Genomic DNA, 24,458 nt, shown 5'->3' with positions numbered 1-24,458 from the left:
ATTAGAGATAGAAGATTTACGTATTTCTTTTCCTACAAGACGTGGCATTTCAGAAGTTGTGCGTGGTGTTAGCTTTTCCGTAGGAAAAGAAAAAATCGGAATTGTTGGAGAATCTGGGTCCGGAAAATCAATGACTGGGCGCGCGATACTCAAGTTGAGTCCAAAATCAGCAATTGTCAAAGCTAAAAAAATGCGCTTTGATGATGTCAATTTATTGAGTGCGCGTGAATCTCAGATGCGGGCTATCCGAGGTAAGCGTATTTCAATGATTTTACAGGATCCTAAATATTCACTTAATCCACTAATACGGATTGGGGATCAGATTATGGAAGCTTATCGTATTCATTACCGTGTTTCAAAAGCTGATGCGCGAGAAAAGACGATTTCTATGTTAGAATCTGTTCATATTCGTGATCCAGAACATGTGATGCGATTATTCCCTCATGAAATATCGGGGGGGATGGGGCAGCGGGTTATGATTGCTATGATGCTCATTCCCAAACCTGATTTAATTATTGCGGATGAGCCAACCTCTGCGCTTGATATTACAGTAAGGCGTCAGGTTTTATCAGTGTTGGATGAGCTAGTGACTGAATCTGGAATGGGACTGATTTTTATTAGTCATGATTTGAATATGATTGCTGATTTTTGTGATCGTGTTTTGGTTATGTATGCAGGCCGCGTGTTAGAAGAATTGCCTGCGTGTAATTTGTCTCGGGCTTGTCATCCTTATACTAAAGCTCTGCTAGCGAGTTTGCCACGGCTTGATAAACCTGTTAATGTTTTGGCTGTTCCTGAACGTGACCCTGATTGGTTGCACAATCCTACGATTGTTAATGGTGTTGAAGGAGTTACCCCATGACCAATTGTGAGAATATTATTGATGTTTCTCATTTATATGTGACCTTTGGACATAGGCATAAGGCAGTGACGGTTGTTAAAAATGTCAACTTTCATATTAAGCGTGGTGAAGCTTATGGTTTGATTGGTGAATCAGGGTGTGGAAAATCAACCATTTTGAATGCATTGGTTGGGCTTATTCCAGACTATAATGGGCGGTTCATTTTTGATGGAGAGGAAGTAGCAAAAAAAAGAAATAAGAATTTTCTGCGCCGTATTCAAATGGTTTTTCAAGATCCTTATGCTTCGCTTCATCCAAGAAAAATGGTTCATACGGTTCTTTCTGAATCTCTCAAAATCCATGGTATGGATAATCCAAAAGAGCGGGTGCGTGATGCTTTAAATTCAGTTGGTTTAGATTCTTCCTTTCTTTATCGTTATCCGCATGAGTTGTCTGGAGGACAACGTCAGCGTATTGCTCTTGCACGTGCTTTGATTATTGAGCCAGAGGTTTTACTGCTTGATGAGCCGACATCTGCATTGGATGTGTCGGTACAGGCTGAAATTTTAAACTTGTTGAAATCGTTACGAGAGGAAAAAAAACTCACTTATTTGATGGTATCCCACGATCTTGCTGTTGTTGCACACATCTGTGAACGTGTTGGAATTATGCATAAAGGGATTATTCTTGAAGAGCTTAGCAATAACGATTTGCGCAATTTACACGCGCACAATGACTATACAAAGATGTTTTTTGAAGCCAGTATTGATCCAATTGCTTATAAAGAAGCACGAGTAGGATAGGTTTTACAGAAAAAAGTGGAAGTTTTTTCTGTTTTAAGTCTTTGCAGATATTCGATATCGTCTTTACAATATAGATTTTTTGTAGTCCCGAGTTTTTTCGCTATAAATTTGCGTAGAGAATTTTATCCTATATATTTTTATTCTGTGAGGCGTACTGGATTATGAGATATACAGATGACTTATAGAGTAAATTAATTATCTGATATCGTTATACTATTTTTTGATTATAATTTTATATTCAGCAGTTTTTGTTGTGGAGTTTTGAGATTTAAATTTATAAAAAATAACAAGATAATAAAATAATGCTGTATTTACAGCATAGTTTTATTTTTATGGCTTATTTATCGAGAAATGCTAAGTTCTATTCTTTGAAAAAGAAGAATCTGTTGTGAGAATTTTTCAATCATACATGATAATTTCAAAATATTTTGCTTGTGCTTAAAAGAGAGAAAAACAGATTTTATAAATAGAAAAGACAGCACATTTGGCTGCCTTTTTTTGTTAAGAAAAATGGAATAAAATACATTTGTTTTTACAGTCTTGTATTTTAAAACTGATAGCGTATTCCGCCTGAAAAATTCGCTCCGGATATACCAGTTTTTTGAAGCTTTTGTTGATAATTGACATCGCCATAAAGTGAGATGTTTTGAGATAATTGTGCATTGATGCCAAGTCCGCCTTCAATAGCAGTTCCCATAGTGTCAAGTTGATAATTTTTATCAATATGTATCGCTTTATCATCGCCAAAAGTTTTGATCGCATTTACTTTTCCATAGAAGGAAATGAAACGACCCTTTTGGGTGGTGACAACGGTTTTTGTCAAATGCCCTCCAACACGGATTAAGTATTGATGAGGATTATTCATATCAACTTTAAAACCATCAGCATCTGAAAGAGTATCGAATGTCAAATGTTGGTAGGCAAGTTGTATTTGGGGTTCGAAGGTTAAAGATTCCATTCCAGTTGCAAATTGTTTGCCAACGGTTGTGGAGATACTCAACATCTTCGCATTTTTGAATTCTGCAGTTTTGCCAATGATGGCATTGGTGATATCTCCTTTTATTATTCCATAGGATAAAAGTGTATCGATGTAGAACCCATTGTCATGCTGTATGCTGCCATAGGCTGTGAGTGACCATTTATCCAGCGTGCTTTTCCCAGCATCTTGCATATCTTTTGGGGTGAAAGATATTTGCCCATAGGTTCCTACAAGACCAAGATGTGTCGTGATATTTTTCCCTTTCAATGCAGGTAATGCAATGCCCCCTTGGAGAGCAGCATAGCGTATATCAGCACCGCTATAACCATATTTACGAGGACTGCTCTCAGAGGATAGAGTTCCTGTATTTCCATAGGTGTATAAGAAGAATCCGGTTTTTTTCTCCTTGTTTTTTCCCAAGGCATATGTTCTCATACTGGATAAAAGCGCATTTTGTTTAACCATATCAGTCAATCCAGTATAGAATAGGGCATTTGGCATGACAAAATAGTTGGCTACTTGTGGGAGAACTGCTTTCACTTTTGAATCGGGATCCAGAAATGCATTTTGCAAGCGAAAATCCCAAAAATTATCACTACTTCCCAACAAATTTTGGTTCGCATTAGCTAGGCCATAGTTTGCTTTTGGTCCATAGGCAGTAAGTATATATTTATAAGGCAAACCTTTTATTGCGATATAGCTATTCTCTAGTTTGAAAGAGTTTTCATTCGCTTCTCCAGAAACTTGAATCAGCGAAATACCGCGTGTATTTAAAGGATCAGAATCGTCTGCTGTTACAGCCTCTTTTTCTAAACGGTTTTGAAAATAAACTGTTGTGGTGCCTGAGACATCACCATGAATGAGGAGGCGATCGGTCTTTTGGTTGCCTATTGTAATGCCATCACTCCATTCAGTGTTTAAATAAATTTTTGCATTCTCTGTTGCATTGTAGACAGCTGTGGTATCTGGTTTGCCAGATCCTATATGCAATGTTTGATAATGACCTTCCATTGGTGAATCAAAAGTGATAGAACTATTGTTGAGATTAAGTACAGAAACTTCAGAAAGTGATCTTTTGCTAATATCAAGAAGATTGCCCGCATTGTCTTTTTCTTGTGTACTGATTTTTAAAAGCCACTTTGTGCCGTTGATCAGACTAAGAGATGTTTGATCGACTTTGTCGGATTCATTAACTAAAATCCTTGCACCGCCTTCTAGGGTAGAGTTATCTGCGGTTACGTAAGATATCCCAGGGGACTTTGTATCAACCGCGGTTATTAATAAAAGATCAGCAAAAACTTTTGAATTTTTTAGTATAATCTTTGATTGATCACCTTGCATTTTTAGCCCATCACTACTAGCGTTCACAACAACATCTGTCAGATTAATCTGTCCATTTGATTTTGCATGGACCGCTGGTTTCGAACCAGTTGTGGTTAGAGTTCCTCTCACCATTGTGATTTTTGCTTCCTGATCGTCTGCCAGTAGCCCATCACTACTAGCGTTCACAACAACATCTTTCAGATTAATCTGTCCATTTGATTTTGCATGGACCGCTAATTTCGAACCAGTTGTGGTTAGAGTTCCTCCCACCATTGTGATTTTTGCTTCCTGATCGTCTGCCAGTAGTCCATCACTACTAGCGTTCACAACAACATCTTTCAGATTAATCTGTCCATTTGATTTTGCATGAACCGCTAATTTCGAACCAGTTGTGGTTAGGGTTCCTCCCGTCATCGTGATTTTTGCTTCTTGGTCATCTACTAGTAGTCCATTGCCTTCAGCATTTACAACAACATCTATAAGATCAATTTGTCCACTAGATTTTGCATAGGCTGCTGATTGTGAGCCAGTTGTGGACAGAGTTCCTCCTGTCATCGTAATTTTCGATTTTTGTTTTTCTGCTTGTATCCCATTTTGAGTAGAGAGAACTGTAACACCATCTTTTAAAATAATATTACTACCGTTTCCAGCATATATTCCAAGGTTCTTTCCTTGGAATAAACCAGCCGATACTGTTATTTGAGAACCATTATCCGCATATAGACCTTTTTGTACGTTCTCAACGTTTATGTTTTTTAAAGTGACAGCACTTGCATCGGTCATTATCCCATTTTCTTTGGCATTAATTTTTACATCTTTTAGCTCGTTGTCTTCTCCCATACTGTCGGCAAAGGAAATGCCACTTTTAAAAGACTTTACGGAGCCACCAGTCATATTTAATATAGATCCATCTTTTATTTGGCCACCCAGTCCGTTTGTTACCTCAATGCTTACATTGTTTAATTCAACGGTACTTTGATTATCAACTTTTATGCCAGCGATTTCGCGATCACTGTTTTGTCCTGCGTCAATGGTGCCGTTAGTTATTCTAATCTTACTATTATCCTTTATATCAAGACCAATCGTTACACGTTGAATGTTTGTATCTTCCAAATAAATTTGGCTGCTAGGACCAATTGCTTCTACACCCGTTCCACGTACTGCAGTATGATCAATCATTACTGGGTTACCATTCTCATCTATTATTTGTTCGCCATTAGCAGCTATAGAAGGTGTTTGCCAATGAGTCAGAGGGCCAATAACCTTTAAACTTTTACCATGGATTATACCGGTGCTTGTTGCCTTAATTTTTTCATAAGTTGCGCCCGTGGTACCTGTTATATCTTCTCCAGCGTTAGCTAAAAGTTCAGCAGCATACGCGCTAAAAGGGACACTAGAGAGCATCATAATTGTAGCAATTGTACACGATAAAGGGTATTTTTTATACATAATATATTATTTCTCCTGATAACTCCCACAAGTCTCCCGCTATAAGAAGGATAATAAATGGATGCTTATTTTTAAATACAAATATATTATTTCTATTTCTATGTAAAGCATAATAATAACAATGTATAAAATACATAATGTTTTTATAATACAAATTTATTACTAAAATATTTTTATAATTTTACTTATATATTCTATGTAAGATATTATTATAAACTATAAAATTTATCAATTTAATATTATTAATTCATATCATTATGTTATAAAATATTTTATTAATATTAAATATCATTTAGTACAATCTTAATTAGCTTATGATAAAAAAGAAAAGAATGTGAAAGATACTAAAAATAGTTTAGATTTTGCCATTTCAAAATTAATAAAAGGATAAGATTTTTTAAGAAATTCTTATAAAAAATCAAAAAGTTTTAGGAATGTTTATAAAGGTTTTTTTGAGAGCTCCTTTAAAACCCTTTGAAAAAATAAATTGGTACAAAATTTAGTGTCAAGCCACAGTATTTATGCTGCGAAAGCAGCTGTCGCCTTTGATATGATGGGTGATCAGATTGGTAAACGCTTTGCCAAATTACGCAATGTCTTTAAACTCAATCAAGCAGGCATTTCTGATGGCTTTTAACATTGCTCTGCGTGTGTTGCGCTTTGCCTTTGCTGGGACACGCCTTGGCTTGCTACAGTTGATAGGCTCTTTGATCAAACTTGTTGGTGTGAGCGGTAAGCTTAAAACAAGCTGGCGAGGCTTAGCAGCTTCAGGGCGTTCCTTGAAACTATTGATGGCAGGGCTTGGGGCAAGTTCACTCAAACTTTTGCGACCAATGACTTTATTGGTGGCTGCGTTTCGGGGGATCGCGGTTTCAGGTGCGGCATTGGTGAGTACTTTTGGTTTGGTAGGGACAGCGATAGAAGTGGCTGGGGCGGCTATTTCTTCTGTGGTTGGTGCTGTTTTTACCCCGATAGGGGCTCTGATTGCTGCTGTTGTGGCTGTGATCGTGGCTGCTGGTTTTACTGTGTGGAAATATTGGGATCGTTTCTCTTCTTTTGTCAAAGGCTTTGCACGGGGAATAGCACACGCTCTTGGGCGTGCCTTTGAAGCCGTCATGCGCTTTTTTGGTGCTGATACCACCACCATTACGCGTTGGAAAAATATAATCGCCGCTGCTTTTGATTTCTCTGAACATTGGCAAAAGTTCAAACATGGGCTTGGCGCTGTTTCTCAAGGGTTTGGCAATGTGTGGGAGGGTTTTAAGCAAAGTCTCTCCAACTTTTGGGGCTGGTTAGGAAGCTTTTTTGCCCGCGAAACGCTCTCTGATGATGCCAAAGCCGGTATGGAACAAGCGGGAGAAGACTTGGCCAATTGGATTGTTGATGGCTTTATGGCACCCATCACAAAGTTGAGTGATTTTTTTAAATCTTTACCAAGCCGCATCAGAGAATGGATTGGCAGCGTTGATTTATCAGATCTGTTTCATTTGCCAAGTTGGCTTGGGGGCAAAACAGCCATTCAACCGATTGCACAATTTGCGGGGGCGGGGCATGCAAATCCATCGGGTAGAGAGCACAGAGAGAAAGACCGCTCCACCACCACGCACAATCAAAATGTCACAGTGCAAGTCAATGGCGCTCGTGATCCTGTTGCCACCGGTCGTGCGGTTGCTCACGCCATTCAACGCGCACGTGCCAATGCTCTGCATGGAGGAACAGAATGAGGGGAGGGAGCCTATGAGAGATCCTTTGATGATGTTAGGTCCGCATCAATTTTATGTGGACTGGCTGAATTTCCAATCCTTTGAAGAAGAGTTTTCTGCCTCATGGGTTTGTATGGAGCGTTTTGGTAAGGCACCCAGTTTGCAATTTACCGGCTATGGCAATGATGCAAAAACTATTCATGGCGTGTTGTTTCCAGAAGAATTTGGTGATCGTATAGCCATTGACGCTATCACTCAAACCATTCGAAGGGCAAAGCCGGTTCAGATGCTTCGTTGGATCAATGATACGACCTATAGTGTCCTTCTCCATGGCCCCGTGGTGATCACCAGTGTCAATAAAGACCACGACTATATCAGCCGCTCTGGTCAATCACAACGCATCCGCTATTCCATTAATCTTTTGCCCTTTTTTGGTGGCGGAAAACCACAAGGACAATACCAAGTGGGACAAACTCAAGTGAGACAAACTCCATGAAGATACCAGCAAAGCATGTTGTTGTAGAGTTAGAGGATATGAGTCTCGATCTCATCTGCTTTCACCATGCCATGGCTGTGTTAGGGGACCGCATCCAAGTTGGGGCACTAAAAGGCTATTTAGAAGCCACCTTGGAAGCTAATCCAGAGATTGCCAAATATGGTGTGTTTTTACCGCGAGGCTTAACGGTTATTCTGCCTGAATTTGTTCTTGTTAATCCCCAAAGCATGGTGAAGCGGCTATGGGATTAATGCGCGCACACCCTTTTATTGTGGTCAAGGTGGGAGACAAACCTGTTCATGAGGTTTTTTACCAACGTCTTTTAACCGCAACCATTACGGACCATGCCGGTAATGAAGCCGATACATTTGAAGCAGAGTTTGATGATAGTGGCAATGATTTAGAGGTTCCACAAACGGGTAACGCTCTGCAGGTGATCTTTGGCTATGAGAACAGCATCAGTGCTTTTATGGGGCGTTTTGTTGTGGAGTCGGTTGTAAGTTCAGGTAGCCGTGATGGAGAGATTTTGCGCCTTTGTGGCAAAAGCGCCTCGATGCGTAAAGAGCTTAAAGAACAGGTGAGTGAGCATTTTGATCACAAAACTGTTGGGGAGATTGTTGAGACACTCGCCAAACGCCATGGCTATCAAGCAAAGGTAAGTCCCCAGTTTAGCAAACAACCTTTGCCTTATGTGATTCGTACAGATCAATCAGCTGTTGATTTTTTAACCCGCCTTGCTGACCGCATGCAGGCACGTTTTTTGATCAAAGACAATAAGTTTTTATTTTTAAGCGGTGACAATTTACCAGCACTCGACATCCATAAGCACGACTGTTCTAACTGGGAATTCACATTAGAGCCACGTACGCAATATGGCACCATTGAAGCTTTTTATTTTGATCGCTCACAAGGGCAGCAATGCCAAGTCAAACATCAGACAGGGTTTAGCGGTCCCGTGCGCCGTCTGCGGACTTGTTACACTTGTAAAGAAGAAGCACAAGCTGCTGCTGCTGCCGAGTCGGATAGGTTGTGTCGTGCTGTGGGCAGTGGTTCTTTGACCCTTGCGGGGCGACCAGAAATCATGGCGGATCAACCTCTTTTATTGCAAGGGTTTCGAGGCGAAATCAATGGTCCATGGAAAGCTTCCACTGTCACCCACTGCTATGAGAAACAAAGCGGATACACCACAGAAATTACACTCGAAGCTCCAAACAAGGGAAAAGAAAACAGCGAAGAATAGAGGCTGGGCTGGTTGCCCAGCCAACGGGGATAGTTTTGCGAACACACCCGTCCGATGCAACATAACTTAACATCGCAGCCACTTCTTATCACTTAAAGCAATGAGAAGATGGCTAATATAGATGAAAGAGTGTTAAAAAATTATGGATACACTTTGTAAAGAAACATTAAAATCTGTTGATCCTACGGAACCAGCTGCTGCTTATGTTGGTGGCAAAGTCAAGTTGGCGAAGACCATTATCAAAATCATTGAAGGCATTCCCCATCGCACTTATGCTGAGCCTTTGACACGCACGCGCTCTTGGCTCTCAAATGCCATATTTGCAGGGACATCATCATAGGGGTGATGTTCCCAGAAATGATAAGCAACGCGCTTACCACTGGCATTAAATTCAATTCCCATACGAATGTAATTGCCTTCAATCTCAGCAGGTCCATTGTAAGCCAAATCCAGCATTTCGGTTGGATAAATTTGCAACTGAAGTGGCACACCAGAGCGCCCGTAGAGGTCGACATAGTGTAGTCTTACAAAGCATTCGCCGGTTAAAAAGACCTCTCGGGCAATCGTTGCTTGCAGACCATAAAAATTGGCATCTTCATCATAGTCCGCTTCATCAACCCATTGCCACCATAAGTCTAAAAGCTTTTTCTTTTCTTCTTGAAAACCTTCAATACGAGGATAAGGTTTAATCCCATCACTTACAGCCGCAGAGACCCATTCTTCTGTTGCAGAACCATAAAGAGATTCATTGTCATAAAGCCATCTTGAACGGGCGACAATGGTGTCACCGCATTCCTCAATGGCTTTATTAATATGTTTTTTTGCGGGGTCAAAACCACCCATACGGCGGCTTTTGCTTGCCGCTTCAAAATGGGGATTGTGTTGACGAGAAATTGTAAAAAAGCCCGTGAGTTTATTGATAAAGCCAGCCATTAATAGCCTCGTGATATATTAAAATAGAAAACGCGTGAACGCTTGCGTCCTTCAAGATCCGCTATTTGTGTGTTCAGCATCTCAAGCGCTCTGCGAAGTTCCTCAACAGAACGATTGCTTACTTGCTTATCGCCATGGCGCACCGATTGCGCTCCCGAATAAAGAGCCTCTTCAATTTGCTCACGCCGCCTTTTTAAACTTTCAAGTCTCGAAAATTTGCTGTTAATTGGTTCTAAAGTTTCATCCACAAATTACCTCCAATCCCCTTGCATATAAGGATTCATCATTGTTCTGAATTGCTTCTTTTGAGGCTGTGCTATCTGAGATCTTCTTGGAGCAGGAGAGGGGGCATGTCTTGGTGTTGGCTGCTCTAAAGAGCCCTCAATTTTAAGTTTTTCCAAACGCTCTTCTAAGATATCGACTTCTCGATTAAGGTTTATTCCTGCCGAAATCAGACCTTGTAAAGCAGCATAAGCATAAACCCTACAGTCCAAGGCTTCATTTCTTGCTTTTTCGCTTTTTTGCCATTCAATGCGCTTGAAGCCTTTAAAATATTTGATGACTTTTCTTTCAGCGGTCAGCTGGTCAAAATATTCTCGATCAAGGTTTTTGTGAAAGTGTGTTGCACCAGCACCCGATGCTTCAGGACCGGATTTTTTAAACCGTGCCGTGATAATATCTTTTGCTGCGTCAACACCAACAATATAGAGATTAATCTGCCCCTTATTGTTTCTGCTTGGGCGGCGTGGCCATACCGCACGCCATCCCGCTTGTCCCTTAATCCCCCAGATACGTCGTCCCTCACGCGGGCGCACGTAATTATAAACCGCTTGTGTGTGTCCACCACCGGTATCAATACAAGCCGCCGTTATCCTAATACCATCTTTATAGCCTGGATGCGGCCAGCGTCTTGTAAGATATTCATCCAATTGGTCCCATACTTCAAAAGAAGAGGGGTCGCCAGGAATGATGTGATAATCAATATGCCAGCTTTCTTCACTGCGTCCCCATCCCACAACTTCCAGTTCTAAGCGGTCATTTTGCACATCAATACCCGCTGTCAACAATACGGCTTGTTCTGGTGCAAGGGGATAATCTTCACGTTTTGCATAGAGGCTATCAGGGTCAACAACTTCGCCGGTTCTATCCTCCCATGGCTCTCCAAGCACTGTGTTGATAAAAGGCTGCAAAAGTGCCGGATCATCCTTGGCATCTAAAAACTCTCTTGCGCATTCCCCCCAAGTAAGCCAAGGTGAATAGAGTGCCGAAATATGGTAAGAACGCAAATTCGGTCTGCTTGACTCACTGGTTGGTAGCCAACATGCTCCTCTTTCTTCACACATGAGATCTGTTTTTCTGTGCTCAGCATGTTCATGACCACAATGCGCACAAACAAAAACAGCTTTTTCAGGGGCGCCTTTTGGCCACTTGATTTGTGACCAAACAATGGGCTGTAGAACACCACACGCATCACAAGGGACATTGTAATATCGCTGGTCTCCTAGCACGAAATCTTTGGCGATACGGCTTGTGTCACGGTGTGTTGGCGTGGACAATTTAAAAATCTTTCTCTGCACAAAGGTTGAGGTCCGCTTTTCCGCTATCATCACCGGATCACCTTCGTTATCCACACTGAGAGGATAGGCATCAACCTCATCCAAAATCAGATAACGAATAGGCATGGAACGCAAACCGGCAGCACTGTTGGCTCCTGTAAGCATCAATGCCCCACCATCAAACTCTTTCGAAAACATTGTATTGCCGCTGTCGCGTGCCCGTGCTGGGGCAATGCGTTCGCTTAAAGCAGGGCTTGCCATAATCATTGGGTCAAGACGCGTCTTTGACAATTTCTTCGCTGTCTCAACCGTTGGCATCACATAAAGGGCAGGTCCCGGACTGTAATGAATAGCATAACCGCAGAAGTTCAATCCTGCTTCAGACATGCCGATCTGCGCCCCTTTCATGACAATTGTTGTTTCAATTGGCACGTAAGAGGAAAGGTTATCCATGATTTCGCGCAAATAAGGGGTACGCTTTGTTCTCCAAAGCCCAGGCTCAGCACTTGCTACAGTACTAAGGTATCGATTTTTATCCGCCCATTGCGAAACCGTGTACGGTGGGTCTGGTTGTCGTGCGTCATTGGCATTGGCGAAAAATTCTTCGACTGCATTGTCATCCATTATTCGTTTCTTGCAAGTGCTCTAACTCTGGAGAATGAGGGTCATGAAAAGGCACTGGAATATTAACCGCCTCAAGCAAAGCTGTTCTCATGTAATAATCAATAGCACCAATAAGGCTGGCTGCATCACATCCAACTTGTGCAGCAATGCTCGCACCAAAACGATGCGGAAAATTCAACATAGCATCACGGTGCGCTCTTCCAAACTCACGTGCCGCCTTTTTCATTTCTTCTCGATCAACAGTGGTTTCGCGCAATCGTTCAAGGGCAATCTTTTCGCTTTCAAGCGCAACTTGCATTCGCTCCAGTTTTATCTTGTATTCATTGGCTCCATCTGTGGAGGCTTGTTTGATCTTTGTCCGCACCTTTCCATCAGGCGCTAAAAGTGAGGCAGGGCGTTTTGTTGGATTCTCATTCCAGATAGCTGTTGCAAGCGCTTCATTGACAGACCCATCTTCAAAAAGAGCCGCATCAAATTTACCTGTCTTTATCCGAGAAACAACCGCATTAGGTGAAACACTCATCTTTTTTGCAAACGCACGAACCGATAGACCCTCACGATGTTTCTTGGTCATTGCCATCTCTTTTACTAAATATTTTTCAACATTCATCCTTTTCTTTAGATTGGTATCATGCTATGATACATAAAAGAGTGAATGAAGGTGATTTGGTGATTGAATCTTTTGCGGATAAGCGTTGTAAAGATCTTTTAGAAGGTAATTCGCCTAAAGGTTTTCCAACAACTCTAGTACGTATAGCCCAAAGAAAATTGTTTATGCTCGATAAAGCGGTTGACCTTAAGGATTTACGCAGTCCTCCAGGAAATCATTTAGAAGCATTGAAAGGAGAGCGTAAAGGTCAATATTCTATTCGTATTAATGACCAGTTTCGTATTTGTTTTGAATGGCGCTCTAATGGCGCCTATGAAGTTGAAATCGTAGATTATCATTGATCTGTAGGAGGTCGAGATGAAAAATTATATTGCTATTCATCCCGGAGAAATTTTAAGAGAGGAATATTTAAAAGAATATGCTCTCTCTGCTTATGCCCTTGCAAAAGCATTAAATGTTCCACGCACGAGAATAGAACGTATTGTTGCTGAAAATAGTCCAGTGACTCCCGATACTGCTCTCAGATTAGCCTATTTTTTTGATACTACTGCTGAATTTTGGCTCAACATGCAAGCTGCTTATGACGTTAGTATATTACAAACTGAAAAAGCAGACGAATTTGCCAAAATCAATAAATTTGAATGTAGGGTTTAATGATCTTTCCACTCATGAAGTTTTAAGACGTAACAGATAATTGACGATCCGGTATAATCGGGTGTATATTCCGGTATGCAAACGGATACGCTCCAAGTCACACGAGAATTATTGGTTTTCAAAAAAAACTTTAAAATAAGATGTGGCTACACAAAAGAAGATTTGGAAGCCGTGGTTCTCCATCATTGACAGATGAAGAACTTGCACGTCTAAAGCCAGCTAAAGATGTTTTACCACCCTCCTTCTTTAAATATGTAACAAAAGAACGTCGTAAACGTGGGTGAAAGTCTTAAAAAAGAAAGCGGTTGCTAAACAAAACTACCTTTCCACTCTAAAAAATAATGCTTTACAGTTGAAATTGTACTTCAATTGCATTACATTGAAATACAGTTACAAGAGGAGAGATCGTTATGGCTGCTAGTCGTATGGTTCAGGCGCGTGTACCAGAAGAAATTCAAAATATCGCTAATCAAGTTATTCAAGCTTCAGGTTTATCAGTAAGTGATGTTGTGAGAGTGTTGATGACGCGTATTGCACAAGATAAAGCTATTCCGTCCTTCTTGTTTCAACCTAATGCGGAAACTATAGCGGCTTTTGCAGAACTAGAGGAAGGTAACTTAAAAAAGTTTCATTCCGTAGACGAATTATTTGATGATCTCTATGCGGACGATTGAACGTACCAGTATCTTCAAACGTGATTTCAAGCGTGAAATGAAAGGACGGTATAGGCATCTTTTAGATACTGATTTGCGCCAAATCATTGCAGCATTAGCAAATGACCAGCCTTTAGAAGCTCGATATCATGACCATGCATTGACTGGGAATTGGAGCAATTATCGAGATTGCCATATTCGACCTGACTTAGTATTGATTTATCGCTTGATTGGTCAAGATCGATTGATTTTAGTGCGCCTGGGCTCCCATTCAAAACTTGATCTTTAAACCACCTCCCCATTTTGAGAACGGGGAGGGAAGATGTGTTTTTAAATTAAGCAACTTTTACGACAGATCTTTCTAAGACTTGTTTTGCTTCTTTAATTAAAGCTTTATAATGTTTGCTCTCTTCTACCAACGTAAAGGCTTTAACAAGATGCATATGGAGTGGACCATAAATGTAAACAGCCTTTTTAGTTGGAGACAACTTATCCCAATCTTTTGGGAAAGCAAAACGTATATCATCACAATAATCAACAGATTGGCTTTTTAGTTTCTTTTCACATTCAATAAAATAACGGAATGAGTCAAAGCCTTTAATGTGCGGAAGACTGATTATTTCGGTAATCAATCCGCTGTTGGTTTAAGGTGTTTTTGAGGTACCCGATTCGAAGATACCTATTACTATAGAATTGTCAAATAATAAAAATTACTTCTTGCTAAGAAAACGTTTCATATACTGTACAGTGTACATATTGAAATCATTATTTATCAATTAGTTAAGTGTACAATGTACAGTCAATTTGAAAATTCTGTCGCTAGCGATAGTTCGCGCTAGCCTGCCCCGCAACAGACCCAACCCGCCGGGAAGTACCTTTTTCATTGATTTCATTGTATTTTTTCTAAAAAAAACCAAAGTGCAAGTGATAATTTGCTTTAAAAATTACAATTAAAGTGAGTAGTGTGTTGACATAGCTTAAGAACATTATTTAGCTTTCTTATTGGCGGCATATTCTTGACGAGCAAGTTGGTACTGTATGTTGGCAATTAATCGTTCATTGGCTTTTTTTATAATAGCACTTGCAATTTCTGGCTTGGACATCACTCTAGCAATTGAGGGTCCTTCTTGTTTTGCAATAGGGAATTGATCTCCATCCGCTCTTTGAAAGACATTACCATTCAGCTTTTTTAATTCAACACGCTTTGGAAAACTCCCACCTTTGATAAAAGCATGAGGTAAGATTTCTTTTTTTCCAAACATTTTGTAAGTTACACTGCGTTTTGTTTCTTTTGCTTGAAAAAATTTAAGAGGTATCGGTGTTCCAGAACCAATGATATCTGTCTCGAGAAACGTTGCTGTAGCCTTTTCTTTAATATAAACGCCTTTTTTGACACGCTTTGATTGGGCTGATGTAACATCGGCAATTTGTTTTTCTGCAAAGCGTTCGACTTGTTTTGCTGCGGTGTTTACAGCATTACGCAAAGCCCAATTAAGGCGTGGTGCTTGAAGACTGGTGAAGGTATCCTTCACCTGTTGAAGATACCATTTTTGGTGGATGATTAACTTCAACTTCTAAGCCTTTTTTGGGGTAGGTGTTGATGGCTTAGAAACTTTAGATGCTTTGGGCTGTTCGAGTGAAATTTCTTCTATTGCTGATTCAGATGATGTTTGTACGACTTCTTGTTCTATCTGCTTAATTTGTTTAACTGCCTTTTCAGGTTTTGCTGTTGTTTTAACGTCAACAAAAGGTTTTGCAGCATTAGCGCGCTTGAGACGTGCGTAGACCTGATTAGAAATTTCAACAAATGGATTATTGGGTGTTGATGGTTCAAAGCGAACAGTGCTTTTATTGTCGCCAACCACACACATTGGTTTAGTGATGACAGCTTTCATCATTGCTCCTTTCGAGTCATAAATTAGTCAATTAATGATTTTTGTTATTTGAAAAATAGATTAGCCGGAATTACCCAGAAAACAGGGCTTTCAAGTCACGTTTCAAGTTCACATTTTACTGAATTTTAGGAGATATTTTTGAATTTTTGACGCAATAAGACTAATGCAGTGGTGTCATTAAATACGATTTTTCACATACTGTCAACAAAAAATCAATATATTGTGTTTTTTATTTTAAAATAGAATATATAGAATTTTCTAAAACATTTTAGATTTTATAAATTATTGAGAAATTATTTATAGGAGGGAAAGGCAATGACAGGTTCAGAATTATTAGATGCCATGTATATGGTATCAATGATAGTTATATCCCTCTTAATTATAGCGTTTTGTTTACCTGCCGCCTTTTGATTTTCATTAATAGTTTGCGGGTCATATGCAATTACACGCTTTTGTAAAAAAAATCTAGAGTGAGAAATTTCTCCAAATCGATGAGCTAAATATTAAGCTCATGACGCGCTGCTGTTGCCAAAAAAGCAGATCTCGTTAAGCCTCTTTCTTGTGCACAATCATCAATTGCACGTAAGAGCCCTCTTTCAATGGATATATTCGTACGTACCACTTCTGCATCATTTTCAATAAAGGGGACTTGTATTAAAAAAGCTCCTTCTGACAAAGCTGTTTTGACAGATTCCCGTTGTATGACTTCTTCAAATTTTGAAGGAATAGGCACTATATCTATATCTTCACAATAAAGTTGAAGTGCTTCTGTTGCATTTGCGATTAAATTTTCTTCCTCATCAGCAGCAGAAAAAAGCCCCTCAAAATCAGGAAACTGAACACCAAAAGCAGAATATTCATCTTTATGAACAAGAGCAAAAAATCTTTTCATTCTTCTTCTCCTTTTTTTAACCAGCCTGCTTGTTGTGCGATAGAACGTGCTGTCCCAATCGGAAGATTTTTTTTAGGGTGTGGAACAATAACAACCTTACCATCTTTTTTTAATTTATGATGAGAACCTTTTACTTTGACAAGTTCAAAGCCATCACGCTTTAATTTTGCAATGATTTTTCGGCTATCTTGTTCCATTACCCAAACTCATAATGTGTAAATATATACACATTTTAATGATTTTTCATCTGATGTCAATTCTTTTTTAACGGCTAAAATGCTTATAAAGCACATTAAGAGCAATACGCAATGAAAGCACAAGATGTGGTAGTGATTGATCTTCTATAACAAGATACTGTAATGCGGCATGAAGGTTATATTGACGGTGTAAACACTGCGCTTCTTGAACAACACCTTTTACAGCTACAAGATGTTCTGTTGCTATCTGTACCCATTTCTCTCTTGCTCCGTTATCAGAAGTTTTAGGCATTTCATCATAAATAGCACTAGGCAAGGCTTTTGCACATAGATAATTGTTTCTCACTTCAAGATATTTTTGTGCAGCATCATATTGGTCTCGATTGAGTTCGCCTTGCAAATAAAGTCGCCCGATATAGGTACCGGAAAGCGGATTTTTAGCGTCTTCTATGGTTAGACCAAAGCGCTTAGCGCGCATTTCAATTGCCAATTTATCCATGGGGTCATGCGGTGTTTTTGCTCGTGAGATGCGTCCATTTGGTTCTCTCACACATCCGTTAATCCGTGGACGACCACGTTTTGCACGTTTTTTTCTTTTTGTCATATTTTATCAATCAGAATGGTATGCGATCATTAAGAGATATGCTATGATCAGCAGCCCCTGAAGCGATAGCATAACTTTGAGAAGTAATGAGTGAAGGGGTAGGGGGTGCAGATTGCTCTTTCTTAGCATCAAGCAAATACAATTCACCTTTGAATTGTGGTAAGACAATCTCTGTTGCAAGATGTTCACCACCGTTTTTATCTTTCCATTTACGTGTCTGTAATTTGCCCTCTACATAAACCTTTGAACCTTTGTTGAGATACAGCATCATATTATACATAAAAAACTAATAAAGTCAATATGTTGAGTGCAATTATTTTATATGAATCCACTTAAGAATCCATACTTTTATGTATGATTCATTTGACCATTTTTTACATAAGATTGCCATGTATGAATAGAGCATAAAAAGCTAATCATGATGTAAATATTATAACGCATGTGTGTATTCAAATGAAATGAAAAGCAGCTATCATTCATAACAGTTCATAAATTTTATGATACGTTTTTATCACTTAAAAATCGCATTGTTTTAAAATTTAGTTGTTTGGAATTTTCAATAACATACGTTTAAAGATCACATCTTGTTTTAAAGATTGGTTTGTTAATAGCATAAGGAACAAATTAACATTCGCCAAAATTGGCGAGCGCAAAATAGAGAGCTGTCATAACAGCATCATCATAACACCGAACCTTTTAAAGATTGCATAAAAAGATTTAAAGATAAGATCAATTTTATAACCGCGGTATTTTTTTACCAAGGTACGAAATAGCAGGTATGAAATCAAAAGCCTTTTAATGACATAATGCAAGAAAGAAAAAAACGTTTTAAAAGTTATAGTTTAAAAATACGAAGCCAAATAGGGTTGATCCAAATTTGGATTGAGAGATTTTAGTCACCCCAAATTTGGAAGCACCTATTGAGACAAGATAAGCAAGCAAAGTTCAAAATCATTGTAACATCATAAAGGCATGGGATTTTACTCAATTTTGGAGTCAAAAGCGATATTGTTTAAAGAATGAATGCCTCTATTTAAAGGATAACGCCCCCAAAATTGGGGTGGTTGATTTTAACGAGCCCAAAAATGGACCGGCTAATTTATAAAGAAGCTACGTTTGAGTGCAAAGAGAAAAGGCATTTATGAGAACCTTTCTGAATGAACGTTTAAACGTTTGAAACTGATGTTTATAACAGTTTTTAAAGCTTTGCGTTTGATAAAAGCGTTTGTTTATTTATCTTATGAAAAGCTGTTTTAAAAAACCAACGCTCGTAAATGTAAAAACGGATTTTGTTACAAACTATTCACTTAATACATATTTCTTTTGATTGGATTGATAAATCTATAAAGCGTTTATAGTTTCTCTTATTCAAATGAATGCTATCAAGATCATACCTATCATTTACGTTCCTTTTGATAAGTTTTCATATCTCTCATAGAGCGCTTGCAATATGATATGTTTTGTATACAGGCATTACCATTTATTGGTAAACTCATATTTATGATTCATTCGTTATATCTTCATTCATAAGCCGCGTCACGTAAATGGTACGGCTTTCTTTTTCTCTCTTTTATGATGCGCTTATAGCCATAAGAAAAGCGCCCCCACGCTTGTTTTTTTACTCTTCTGTATCAACAATCTTGACAACATTATCGCTTTCATAAACCTCACAATTTTTGGGTACCACCCTTAGCTTACTTTGTCTGTTTAATTTTGCCTTGCCATAAGCTTTACCCCAGACCTTTGCATAATATGAGATCTTTGCATTGCCATAAACAGAACCATAAACCTCAGCATTGCCCCCCACGCTAGCATTGCCATAAACCTTGCCATAAATTTTTGCACGGCTATTAACAACAGCATAATTATAAATCTTAGCATGGCTGTAAACACAGACAGAGCCCGAAACCTGAGCATGCCCATAACCCCTTGCATAATTATAAATCCACGCATTATGAGAAAGGAGAGCATTGTCATAAATATGTGCTTCTGTATAAATACGGGCGCTCCCTCCCACATGGGCATTGCCATAAACATAACCAGCCACATGGGCAATTCCATAGACACAAGCATTGTCATAAATTTTTGCATATTGAGAGATAAAAGCCTTGCCATAAATCTCAGCATTGCCATAGACATGACCACAGATTTGAGAGTTATGACGTATTTTTGCATTGTCACAAATACGGGCATGCCCATAAACCCATGCATCATCATAAACCCAGCAATTGCCCTCATGAGAGAGATTGGCTTCCTTTTCAATAAAGCCGCCTAGATCGCCAGCTTTGACATCATCAAAATCTTTTAGAGCTTTAATGCGATAAAGGTTTGTAATCTGTTTAGTCATCCGATCTTTAATTTGTTTGCTTTCATTTGTTATAATGTATTTTTTGCACATAAGAACACCTTCACAATCTAATGTGATAAAGATTTGCTAAAATTTGGAATGGGAATATTTGGTTGAAAAGGGGGCGCCCCCGCACCACCCATGCGTTCAATTATGCTGCTTTATTTTTGGTGAGACATAGACAATCTCTAATTCACCATAAGGGGAGAGCCGTTCAATATAGGTTTTAATCTCAGTAGACCCACCAACATTTTCACGAATAACAGCAATGCCATGGATATGAGCATTTTCACAAACATGCACGTTATTTGCTATACGGGCGTTTTCATAAACCCTAGCATTGTCATATACATAGGCATTATCATAAATAATAGCCTTGCCATAAACATGAGCATTGCCATAGACACGGGAATTATCAGAAATAACAGCATTGTCATAAACCCGCGCATGACCATAGATATGACCACAAGTGATAGCATTGTCAAAAACCCTTGCATTTTCATAAACCCGACCATTTTTAAACACAAGAGCTTCATTATACACCCAGCAATTGCCCTCATGAGAGAGGTTATCTTCCTTTTCTATAAAGCCACCAAGGTCACCAGCCTTAACATCAGCAAAGTCTTTTAATGCTTTAATACGGTAAAGAACATATTCACCAAATACACGTGTCTCTTTTGTGAGTGCAAACTTCTTTTGCATAGCACAATTCCTTTATAAGAGATTAAATTTTTGCATGAAAGAATTTGAAAGGAGGGCGCCCCCGCACCACCCGTGCGTTCAATTACGCAGCGTCACTTTCATATTGGCTGTCATTATCATCGTCATAATAGCCCTCACAATCAGCATAATATTCATGACGATAATAATCATCTTCGCTACCAAACTCAGGATATGCATCATCACAGATATCTTCATTAGCGGTTAGAGAGACATTGCTGTGAATATAAGAATTGCCAGAGATAAGAGCATCACAAATAACGGCATCATCAAAAACACGCGATTCATCACAAATATAAGCAGAGCCACTTATTTTTGCATTGCCTCCGACATGGGCATCATCACAAATGACAGCATTATCAGAAATATGAGCATGATCAGTTACCCGGGCGTTATCATAAATTTGTGCATTTCCTTCAATTACAACGGCGTTGCTAGCATGTGCATTGCCCGACAGCTTCGCATTGTCTTTTAATGTCATGCCTTCAAAAATAGCATTTCCATAAATTTGAGCATTGCCATAGACGTCGACAAAAAAGCTTTTTACTTTAGCATTTCCAAAGACGCGTGCATTTTCAAAGACCCGCGCTTTATTATAAACCCAGCAATTACCCTCATGAGAGAGGTTGTTTTCATTTTCAATATACCCCCCTAAATCGCCTTTTTTGACATCATCAAAATCTCTTAAAGCACGAATGCGAGTTAAGAAATGACCATCTATATATTCACAGTCATCAATAAATTCGTATTTTTTAAATACGTTGTGTATTGATATTGTCGTATGATTATCAATTGCTTCTTTTATATTTATGTGCTTTTAAAGCTATATTATGGGCTTTATAAAATGATTGCGTTATTTTTTGAATCTATACATTTATAATATTTAGAAACGCTCTTATTATGCGTATTTTTATATTTATAACCTATCAGTTTTTTTTACTAAATGAATTTTAAATTTTTTGTGAATTTTGTTTATAAGGGTCTCTAATGTAAACAACCTTAATAGCACCGCGCTCTTATAACCAATGCCTTCATTTGCATTTTTGCTTTCTCTATAGCTGTTATGTTCTTTATAGTCATGGCATCATTTTTCATTTTCATAAGGGAAATGATAAAGATGATAATGTGATTTATTTGTTATAAAACATCTAAAGAGAGATTGATAATTATAGAGATTATTGAACTCTCTTTAAACAGAGCTTTCGAAAAGTATACATCTATCATTTTAGATTACGATATAGTCTTTTAAAAGCAATCCAAAGTAGAGTGTTTAAAAGTGCAAAGCCTTATCTTTTAGAATAACACATGATAAACACTCCTTTTAAGATTGTATGTAAGCAACTTAATAAGAGAGGTATAGACTAATCGCTATAATCTATACCCCTTGTGAGTTTATCATACCCATTATGTTAGCATACTTTATAAGTCATTCAGTTTCTCTTATTTCTAATTTTGGTAAGCTCTTAACGATTTTCATTTTTTCTAAACTTACGGGAATAACCCTTTGAAACAATTCTAAAGGGTAAGCAGGGTTGCCAACGGTTTCAACAGCATAGTGATTGGTATCATTCACAATGCCACTCTTTTTATAGGTCTTAACACTAAGCAGTTTTAAAATGTGCTAGCACCACATCAGTCATGTTATCACAAACTTTTTTTGCTTATTTTAGTAAATAAGTTATTGTTATGCTATTTTTTATCATGTCATAATAAGTGGTAGTTTTTGTTGTCTCTAATATGTAACAGTTCCAATAAATTAGATATATTCTGTGAATAAAAGGCTTTACTTGAACCTCAAAATTATATTACGTATAGCACCTTAAAATTAAGAAACATATAGAGTGGATGATTGTCGTTTAACAGTATCATTGTAAAATTTTCAAAAGCGGGGGGAATGATATGGTTCGCACCGACAATGAAGCGGATGTATATACTATAGTTTATGCTTTTCTCTTAGATTTTAGCAGCATTATTCTCATCAAAAAGTTAAAAAATTGTTACGCGATTAGCGATTTTTTCTGTGACGCTGATGATATGGTTCATTTTGTTGCTCACTTTGAGGGGGCATAATGAATGCGCTGTTTTTTATTTTTTGTGTATGCCGCGGCTTTTTTGTGTCTTTTTTCGTTGCCGAGTTTTGCACAAAGCATTCGTGATCAAGCGATTGATCAATCCGAGAGGATACAACGTCAACAAACACAAGAACAGCATTTTCAACAATTACATCGTAGGAGAGAAACGCGTAGGATATCTTTACCCGATGATGGCTCTAGAGCTTCTGATGGTGTTTCAACAGAGAAAACCTGTTTACCGATCAAAAGCATTGAACTTGTTGGTGCTCAGTTGATTTCTCACACCGATCTTCATGAAGCCATTTCTCTTTGGGAAGGGCGGTGTTTGGGTATTGCCGAAATCAACCAAGTGCTTAAAGCGGTGACCAAGCTTTATATGAAGCGCGGTTATATTGCGGTGCGGGCTTATTTGCCCGAGCAAGATTTAAGTGGCGGTCATCTCAAGATTGTTGTTGTTGAAGGTGTGATGGAAGCGATTACCTTCGATGGGCATAAAGTTGAGAGGAGACTTCAAGGAGAAATCATTACGGCATTTCCAGATCTGATTGGGAAGCCAACCAATTTGCGCCAGATAGAGCAAGGGCTTGATCAAATCAATAGGCTTTTTTCTCGCCAAGCCACCATTAACCTTGGTGCTGGAGGCAATTCTGGTGGTTCCATTCTTGATATTCACATTGAAAAACAGAAACCTTGGCTCATCACGCTTTCCAGCGATAATCTTGGTGCTAAAGCAACAGGAATTTATCAAACGCGCTTAAGCCTTTCTTTTGATGATTTGTTAAGGGGCAATGATCAATGGTCGTTTAGTTATCAGCGCTCCATGGATGGTGGTCCGTATCATTTTTCGGGCAAGCGTCCCAATAGTGATACGATAACAGGTTCATTTTCCATTCCCTATGGTTATTGGACAGCGGGTTTGGATGGGGTTTGGAGCCAATATCATTCGACCATTAAGGGGATATTTTCCGATATTATGACTGCGGGTAAGTCTTTATCGCTGACGCCGTGGATTTCACGGGTTATCGACCGCGATCAAGAGGGCAAGACGTGGCTTACAGGGCGGTTGACATGGAAATATTCTGATAATTTTATTATGGGCAGTAGGGTTGATGTTTCCAGCCGCAAATTGGCTATTGCGGTTTTTGAGCTTGATCATTCGCGCAAGTGGCAGGGAGGAGAATTAAGCGCTCATATAGGGTTTCATAAGGGATTAGCAATTCTTGGCGCTTACGATGATAAAGAGCAAGAAACTTCAACAAAAAATGAGAATGCAACAAAAAACGCGCCGAAAGGGCAATTTTCCAAATTGTCTTTTTCCCTAAGCTATATGCGTCCCTTTTCGCTTCACCAGTATAATTTCCGCTATAACACTTTGTTCTCCGGACAATTGTCGCCTGATACTTTGTTTAGTTCAGAGCAAATGTCGCTTGGTGGTAGTTCATCTGTTCGTGGAGTGCGTGAGGCGGTTTATTACAGCAATAATGGAGTGCTTTGGCGCAATGAATTGTCGCTGTTATTGCCAGCTTTTTCTTCGAGAATGGGGCGTAAATTTATGAGCCAATTTGCACCTTATGTGGCGCTTGATTTAGGGAGAGCTGCCAATAATGCAGACAAAAACAGTTTTGGTGGCAGTCTTGTTGGAGCAAGTGTGGGTTTCCATGCAAGCGGAGAGATTTTGGATATGGATCTGTCTTATTCGAATATTTTGAGCCAATTAACAGCGAAAGAGCAGGGGAATTCTGCTGGAATATTTCAAATACGAACTTTGTTGAGGTTTTAAAGTAAAGAGGCGGTTAGATGATCGCTTAGCTGTTTACACCCCGTTTGGGGTTATTTTTTACAAAAAGAGAGAAGATTTATAAGGAGC

26 protein-coding genes and 4 pseudogenes are annotated in these 24,458 nt (G+C 39.0%); 14 read left to right on the top strand and 16 right to left on the bottom strand.

Annotated features, from left to right (window positions below; all coding sequences use genetic code 11):
- Positions 1-73: 73 nt before the first annotated feature.
- Both LBE40_RS04965 and LBE40_RS04960 read left to right on the top strand, forming a co-directional pair.
- Positions 74-862: pseudogene (locus tag LBE40_RS04965) on the top strand (ABC transporter ATP-binding protein); the annotation flags it as partial.
- A complete protein-coding gene (locus tag LBE40_RS04960) occupies positions 859-1,644 on the top strand; it encodes an ABC transporter ATP-binding protein (RefSeq protein ID WP_004860435.1) in 786 nt (261 codons plus the stop codon). The pseudogene LBE40_RS04965 and the gene LBE40_RS04960, both read left to right, overlap by 4 nt.
- 547 nt (positions 1,645-2,191) lie before the next feature.
- Here LBE40_RS04960 and LBE40_RS04955 read toward each other — a convergent pair.
- The gene (locus tag LBE40_RS04955; protein ID WP_004860433.1) at positions 2,192-5,395 is read right to left on the bottom strand and encodes an autotransporter outer membrane beta-barrel domain-containing protein; all 3,204 of its coding nucleotides are present in this window, start codon (positions 5,393-5,395) and stop codon (positions 2,192-2,194) included.
- A gap of 502 nt (positions 5,396-5,897) precedes the next feature.
- On the opposite strand from LBE40_RS04955, the gene LBE40_RS08380 reads away from it, so the two are divergent.
- From LBE40_RS08380 to LBE40_RS04935, 5 genes and pseudogenes are all read left to right on the top strand, one after another.
- Positions 5,898-6,032, top strand: coding sequence for a hypothetical protein (locus LBE40_RS08380; RefSeq protein WP_276577402.1), 135 nt, complete (start codon positions 5,898-5,900; stop codon positions 6,030-6,032).
- Positions 6,013-7,119 (top strand): annotated as a pseudogene (locus LBE40_RS04950) (phage tail tape measure protein); the annotation flags it as partial. The gene LBE40_RS08380 and the pseudogene LBE40_RS04950, both read left to right, overlap by 20 nt.
- A gap of 13 nt (positions 7,120-7,132) precedes the next feature.
- On the top strand, positions 7,133-7,594 hold the full coding sequence (locus LBE40_RS04945) for a phage tail protein (protein WP_252615161.1): 462 nt from the start codon (positions 7,133-7,135) through the stop codon (positions 7,592-7,594).
- Positions 7,591-7,845 carry a tail protein X gene (locus LBE40_RS04940; RefSeq protein ID WP_155814738.1) on the top strand — a complete coding sequence of 85 codons (255 nt, stop codon included), beginning with the start codon at positions 7,591-7,593 and terminating at the stop codon, positions 7,843-7,845. The genes LBE40_RS04945 and LBE40_RS04940 overlap by 4 nt, the downstream gene beginning before the upstream one ends.
- Positions 7,845-8,834: a phage late control D family protein gene (locus tag LBE40_RS04935; protein ID WP_252615236.1), complete on the top strand. Its 990-nt coding sequence runs from the start codon at positions 7,845-7,847 to the stop codon at positions 8,832-8,834. Before LBE40_RS04940 ends, LBE40_RS04935 begins: the two co-directional genes overlap by 1 nt.
- A 285-nt stretch (positions 8,835-9,119) precedes the next feature.
- On the opposite strand, the pseudogene LBE40_RS04930 reads toward LBE40_RS04935, so the two are convergent.
- The 4 genes and pseudogenes from LBE40_RS04930 to LBE40_RS04915 form a co-directional block, all read right to left on the bottom strand.
- Positions 9,120-9,767, bottom strand: a pseudogene (locus LBE40_RS04930) (phage portal protein); the annotation flags it as partial.
- Positions 9,767-10,015: a phage head-tail joining protein gene (locus tag LBE40_RS04925; protein WP_004858786.1), complete on the bottom strand. Its 249-nt coding sequence runs from the start codon at positions 10,013-10,015 to the stop codon at positions 9,767-9,769. The pseudogene LBE40_RS04930 and the gene LBE40_RS04925, both read right to left, overlap by 1 nt.
- A 3-nt stretch (positions 10,016-10,018) precedes the next feature.
- Positions 10,019-11,947 (bottom strand): phage terminase large subunit family protein, encoded by a 1,929-nt coding sequence (locus tag LBE40_RS04920; RefSeq protein ID WP_004858784.1) that lies wholly within the window; start codon positions 11,945-11,947, stop codon positions 10,019-10,021.
- Complete coding sequence (locus tag LBE40_RS04915) at positions 11,940-12,521, bottom strand: hypothetical protein (RefSeq protein ID WP_004861509.1); 582 nt, start codon at positions 12,519-12,521, stop codon at positions 11,940-11,942. The genes LBE40_RS04920 and LBE40_RS04915 overlap by 8 nt, the downstream gene beginning before the upstream one ends.
- A gap of 62 nt (positions 12,522-12,583) precedes the next feature.
- On the opposite strand from LBE40_RS04915, the gene LBE40_RS04910 reads away from it, so the two are divergent.
- From LBE40_RS04910 to LBE40_RS04890, 5 genes are all read left to right on the top strand, one after another.
- Complete coding sequence (locus LBE40_RS04910; RefSeq protein ID WP_004861506.1) at positions 12,584-12,898, top strand: type II toxin-antitoxin system RelE/ParE family toxin; 315 nt, start codon at positions 12,584-12,586, stop codon at positions 12,896-12,898.
- 16 nt (positions 12,899-12,914) lie between these two features.
- Complete coding sequence (locus tag LBE40_RS04905; protein WP_004861504.1) at positions 12,915-13,211, top strand: HigA family addiction module antitoxin; 297 nt, start codon at positions 12,915-12,917, stop codon at positions 13,209-13,211.
- 140 nt (positions 13,212-13,351) lie between these two features.
- Positions 13,352-13,495: a hypothetical protein gene (locus LBE40_RS04900; RefSeq protein WP_252615241.1), complete on the top strand. Its 144-nt coding sequence runs from the start codon at positions 13,352-13,354 to the stop codon at positions 13,493-13,495.
- A 126-nt stretch (positions 13,496-13,621) separates the two neighbouring features.
- On the top strand, positions 13,622-13,885 hold the full coding sequence (locus LBE40_RS04895) for a type II toxin-antitoxin system RelB/DinJ family antitoxin (RefSeq protein ID WP_004861501.1): 264 nt from the start codon (positions 13,622-13,624) through the stop codon (positions 13,883-13,885).
- Positions 13,872-14,153, top strand: coding sequence for a type II toxin-antitoxin system YafQ family toxin (locus tag LBE40_RS04890; RefSeq protein WP_004861497.1), 282 nt, complete (start codon positions 13,872-13,874; stop codon positions 14,151-14,153). Before LBE40_RS04895 ends, LBE40_RS04890 begins: the two co-directional genes overlap by 14 nt.
- A 46-nt stretch (positions 14,154-14,199) precedes the next feature.
- On the opposite strand, the gene LBE40_RS04885 is transcribed toward LBE40_RS04890, so the two are convergent.
- The 11 genes and pseudogenes from LBE40_RS04885 to LBE40_RS04835 all read right to left on the bottom strand — a co-directional run bounded on the left by LBE40_RS04885 (position 14,200) and on the right by LBE40_RS04835 (position 22,092).
- Positions 14,200-14,496 carry a hypothetical protein gene (locus LBE40_RS04885; RefSeq protein ID WP_245256423.1) on the bottom strand — a complete coding sequence of 99 codons (297 nt, stop codon included), beginning with the start codon at positions 14,494-14,496 and terminating at the stop codon, positions 14,200-14,202.
- A gap of 354 nt (positions 14,497-14,850) precedes the next feature.
- A complete protein-coding gene (locus tag LBE40_RS04880) occupies positions 14,851-15,435 on the bottom strand; it encodes a hypothetical protein (RefSeq protein ID WP_252615160.1) in 585 nt (194 codons plus the stop codon).
- A 3-nt stretch (positions 15,436-15,438) separates the two neighbouring features.
- On the bottom strand, positions 15,439-15,759 hold the full coding sequence (locus tag LBE40_RS04875; RefSeq protein WP_004861484.1) for a hypothetical protein: 321 nt from the start codon (positions 15,757-15,759) through the stop codon (positions 15,439-15,441).
- Positions 15,760-16,255: 496 nt separating this feature from the next.
- Positions 16,256-16,651, bottom strand: a complete 396-nt coding sequence (locus LBE40_RS04870; RefSeq protein ID WP_004861478.1) for a type II toxin-antitoxin system HicB family antitoxin — start codon at positions 16,649-16,651, stop codon at positions 16,256-16,258.
- Entirely contained in the window at positions 16,648-16,848 is a 201-nt protein-coding gene (locus LBE40_RS04865) for a type II toxin-antitoxin system HicA family toxin (protein WP_004861476.1), read from the bottom strand. The genes LBE40_RS04870 and LBE40_RS04865 overlap by 4 nt, the downstream gene beginning before the upstream one ends.
- A gap of 67 nt (positions 16,849-16,915) precedes the next feature.
- Entirely contained in the window at positions 16,916-17,452 is a 537-nt protein-coding gene (locus tag LBE40_RS04860; RefSeq protein WP_252615159.1) for a hypothetical protein, read from the bottom strand.
- 10 nt (positions 17,453-17,462) lie between these two features.
- Positions 17,463-17,714: pseudogene (locus LBE40_RS04855) on the bottom strand (single-stranded DNA-binding protein); the annotation flags it as partial.
- Between the two features lie 1,356 nt (positions 17,715-19,070).
- Entirely contained in the window at positions 19,071-19,850 is a 780-nt protein-coding gene (locus tag LBE40_RS04850) for an LbetaH domain-containing protein (protein WP_252615158.1), read from the bottom strand.
- Positions 19,851-19,946: 96 nt separating this feature from the next.
- Complete coding sequence (locus LBE40_RS04845; RefSeq protein WP_004861464.1) at positions 19,947-20,501, bottom strand: hypothetical protein; 555 nt, start codon at positions 20,499-20,501, stop codon at positions 19,947-19,949.
- 82 nt (positions 20,502-20,583) lie between these two features.
- Positions 20,584-21,330 (bottom strand): LbetaH domain-containing protein, encoded by a 747-nt coding sequence (locus LBE40_RS04840; RefSeq protein WP_040297161.1) that lies wholly within the window; start codon positions 21,328-21,330, stop codon positions 20,584-20,586.
- Positions 21,331-21,945: 615 nt separating this feature from the next.
- Positions 21,946-22,092: a hypothetical protein gene (locus LBE40_RS04835; protein WP_004861452.1), complete on the bottom strand. Its 147-nt coding sequence runs from the start codon at positions 22,090-22,092 to the stop codon at positions 21,946-21,948.
- Positions 22,093-22,418: 326 nt separating this feature from the next.
- Between LBE40_RS04835 and LBE40_RS04830 the strand changes: the two genes are divergently transcribed.
- Both LBE40_RS04830 and LBE40_RS04825 read left to right on the top strand, forming a co-directional pair.
- The gene (locus tag LBE40_RS04830) at positions 22,419-22,589 is read left to right on the top strand and encodes a hypothetical protein (protein ID WP_004861449.1); all 171 of its coding nucleotides are present in this window, start codon (positions 22,419-22,421) and stop codon (positions 22,587-22,589) included.
- A gap of 3 nt (positions 22,590-22,592) precedes the next feature.
- Positions 22,593-24,371: a ShlB/FhaC/HecB family hemolysin secretion/activation protein gene (locus LBE40_RS04825; protein ID WP_004861447.1), complete on the top strand. Its 1,779-nt coding sequence runs from the start codon at positions 22,593-22,595 to the stop codon at positions 24,369-24,371.
- Positions 24,372-24,458 lie beyond the last annotated feature (87 nt).

The organism is Bartonella taylorii (assembly GCF_023920105.1).
Lineage (GTDB): Bacteria > Pseudomonadota > Alphaproteobacteria > Rhizobiales > Rhizobiaceae > Bartonella > Bartonella taylorii.
Note: the sequence above shows the minus strand (reverse complement) of the source record. Positions and strands in the feature narration are given on the sequence as shown.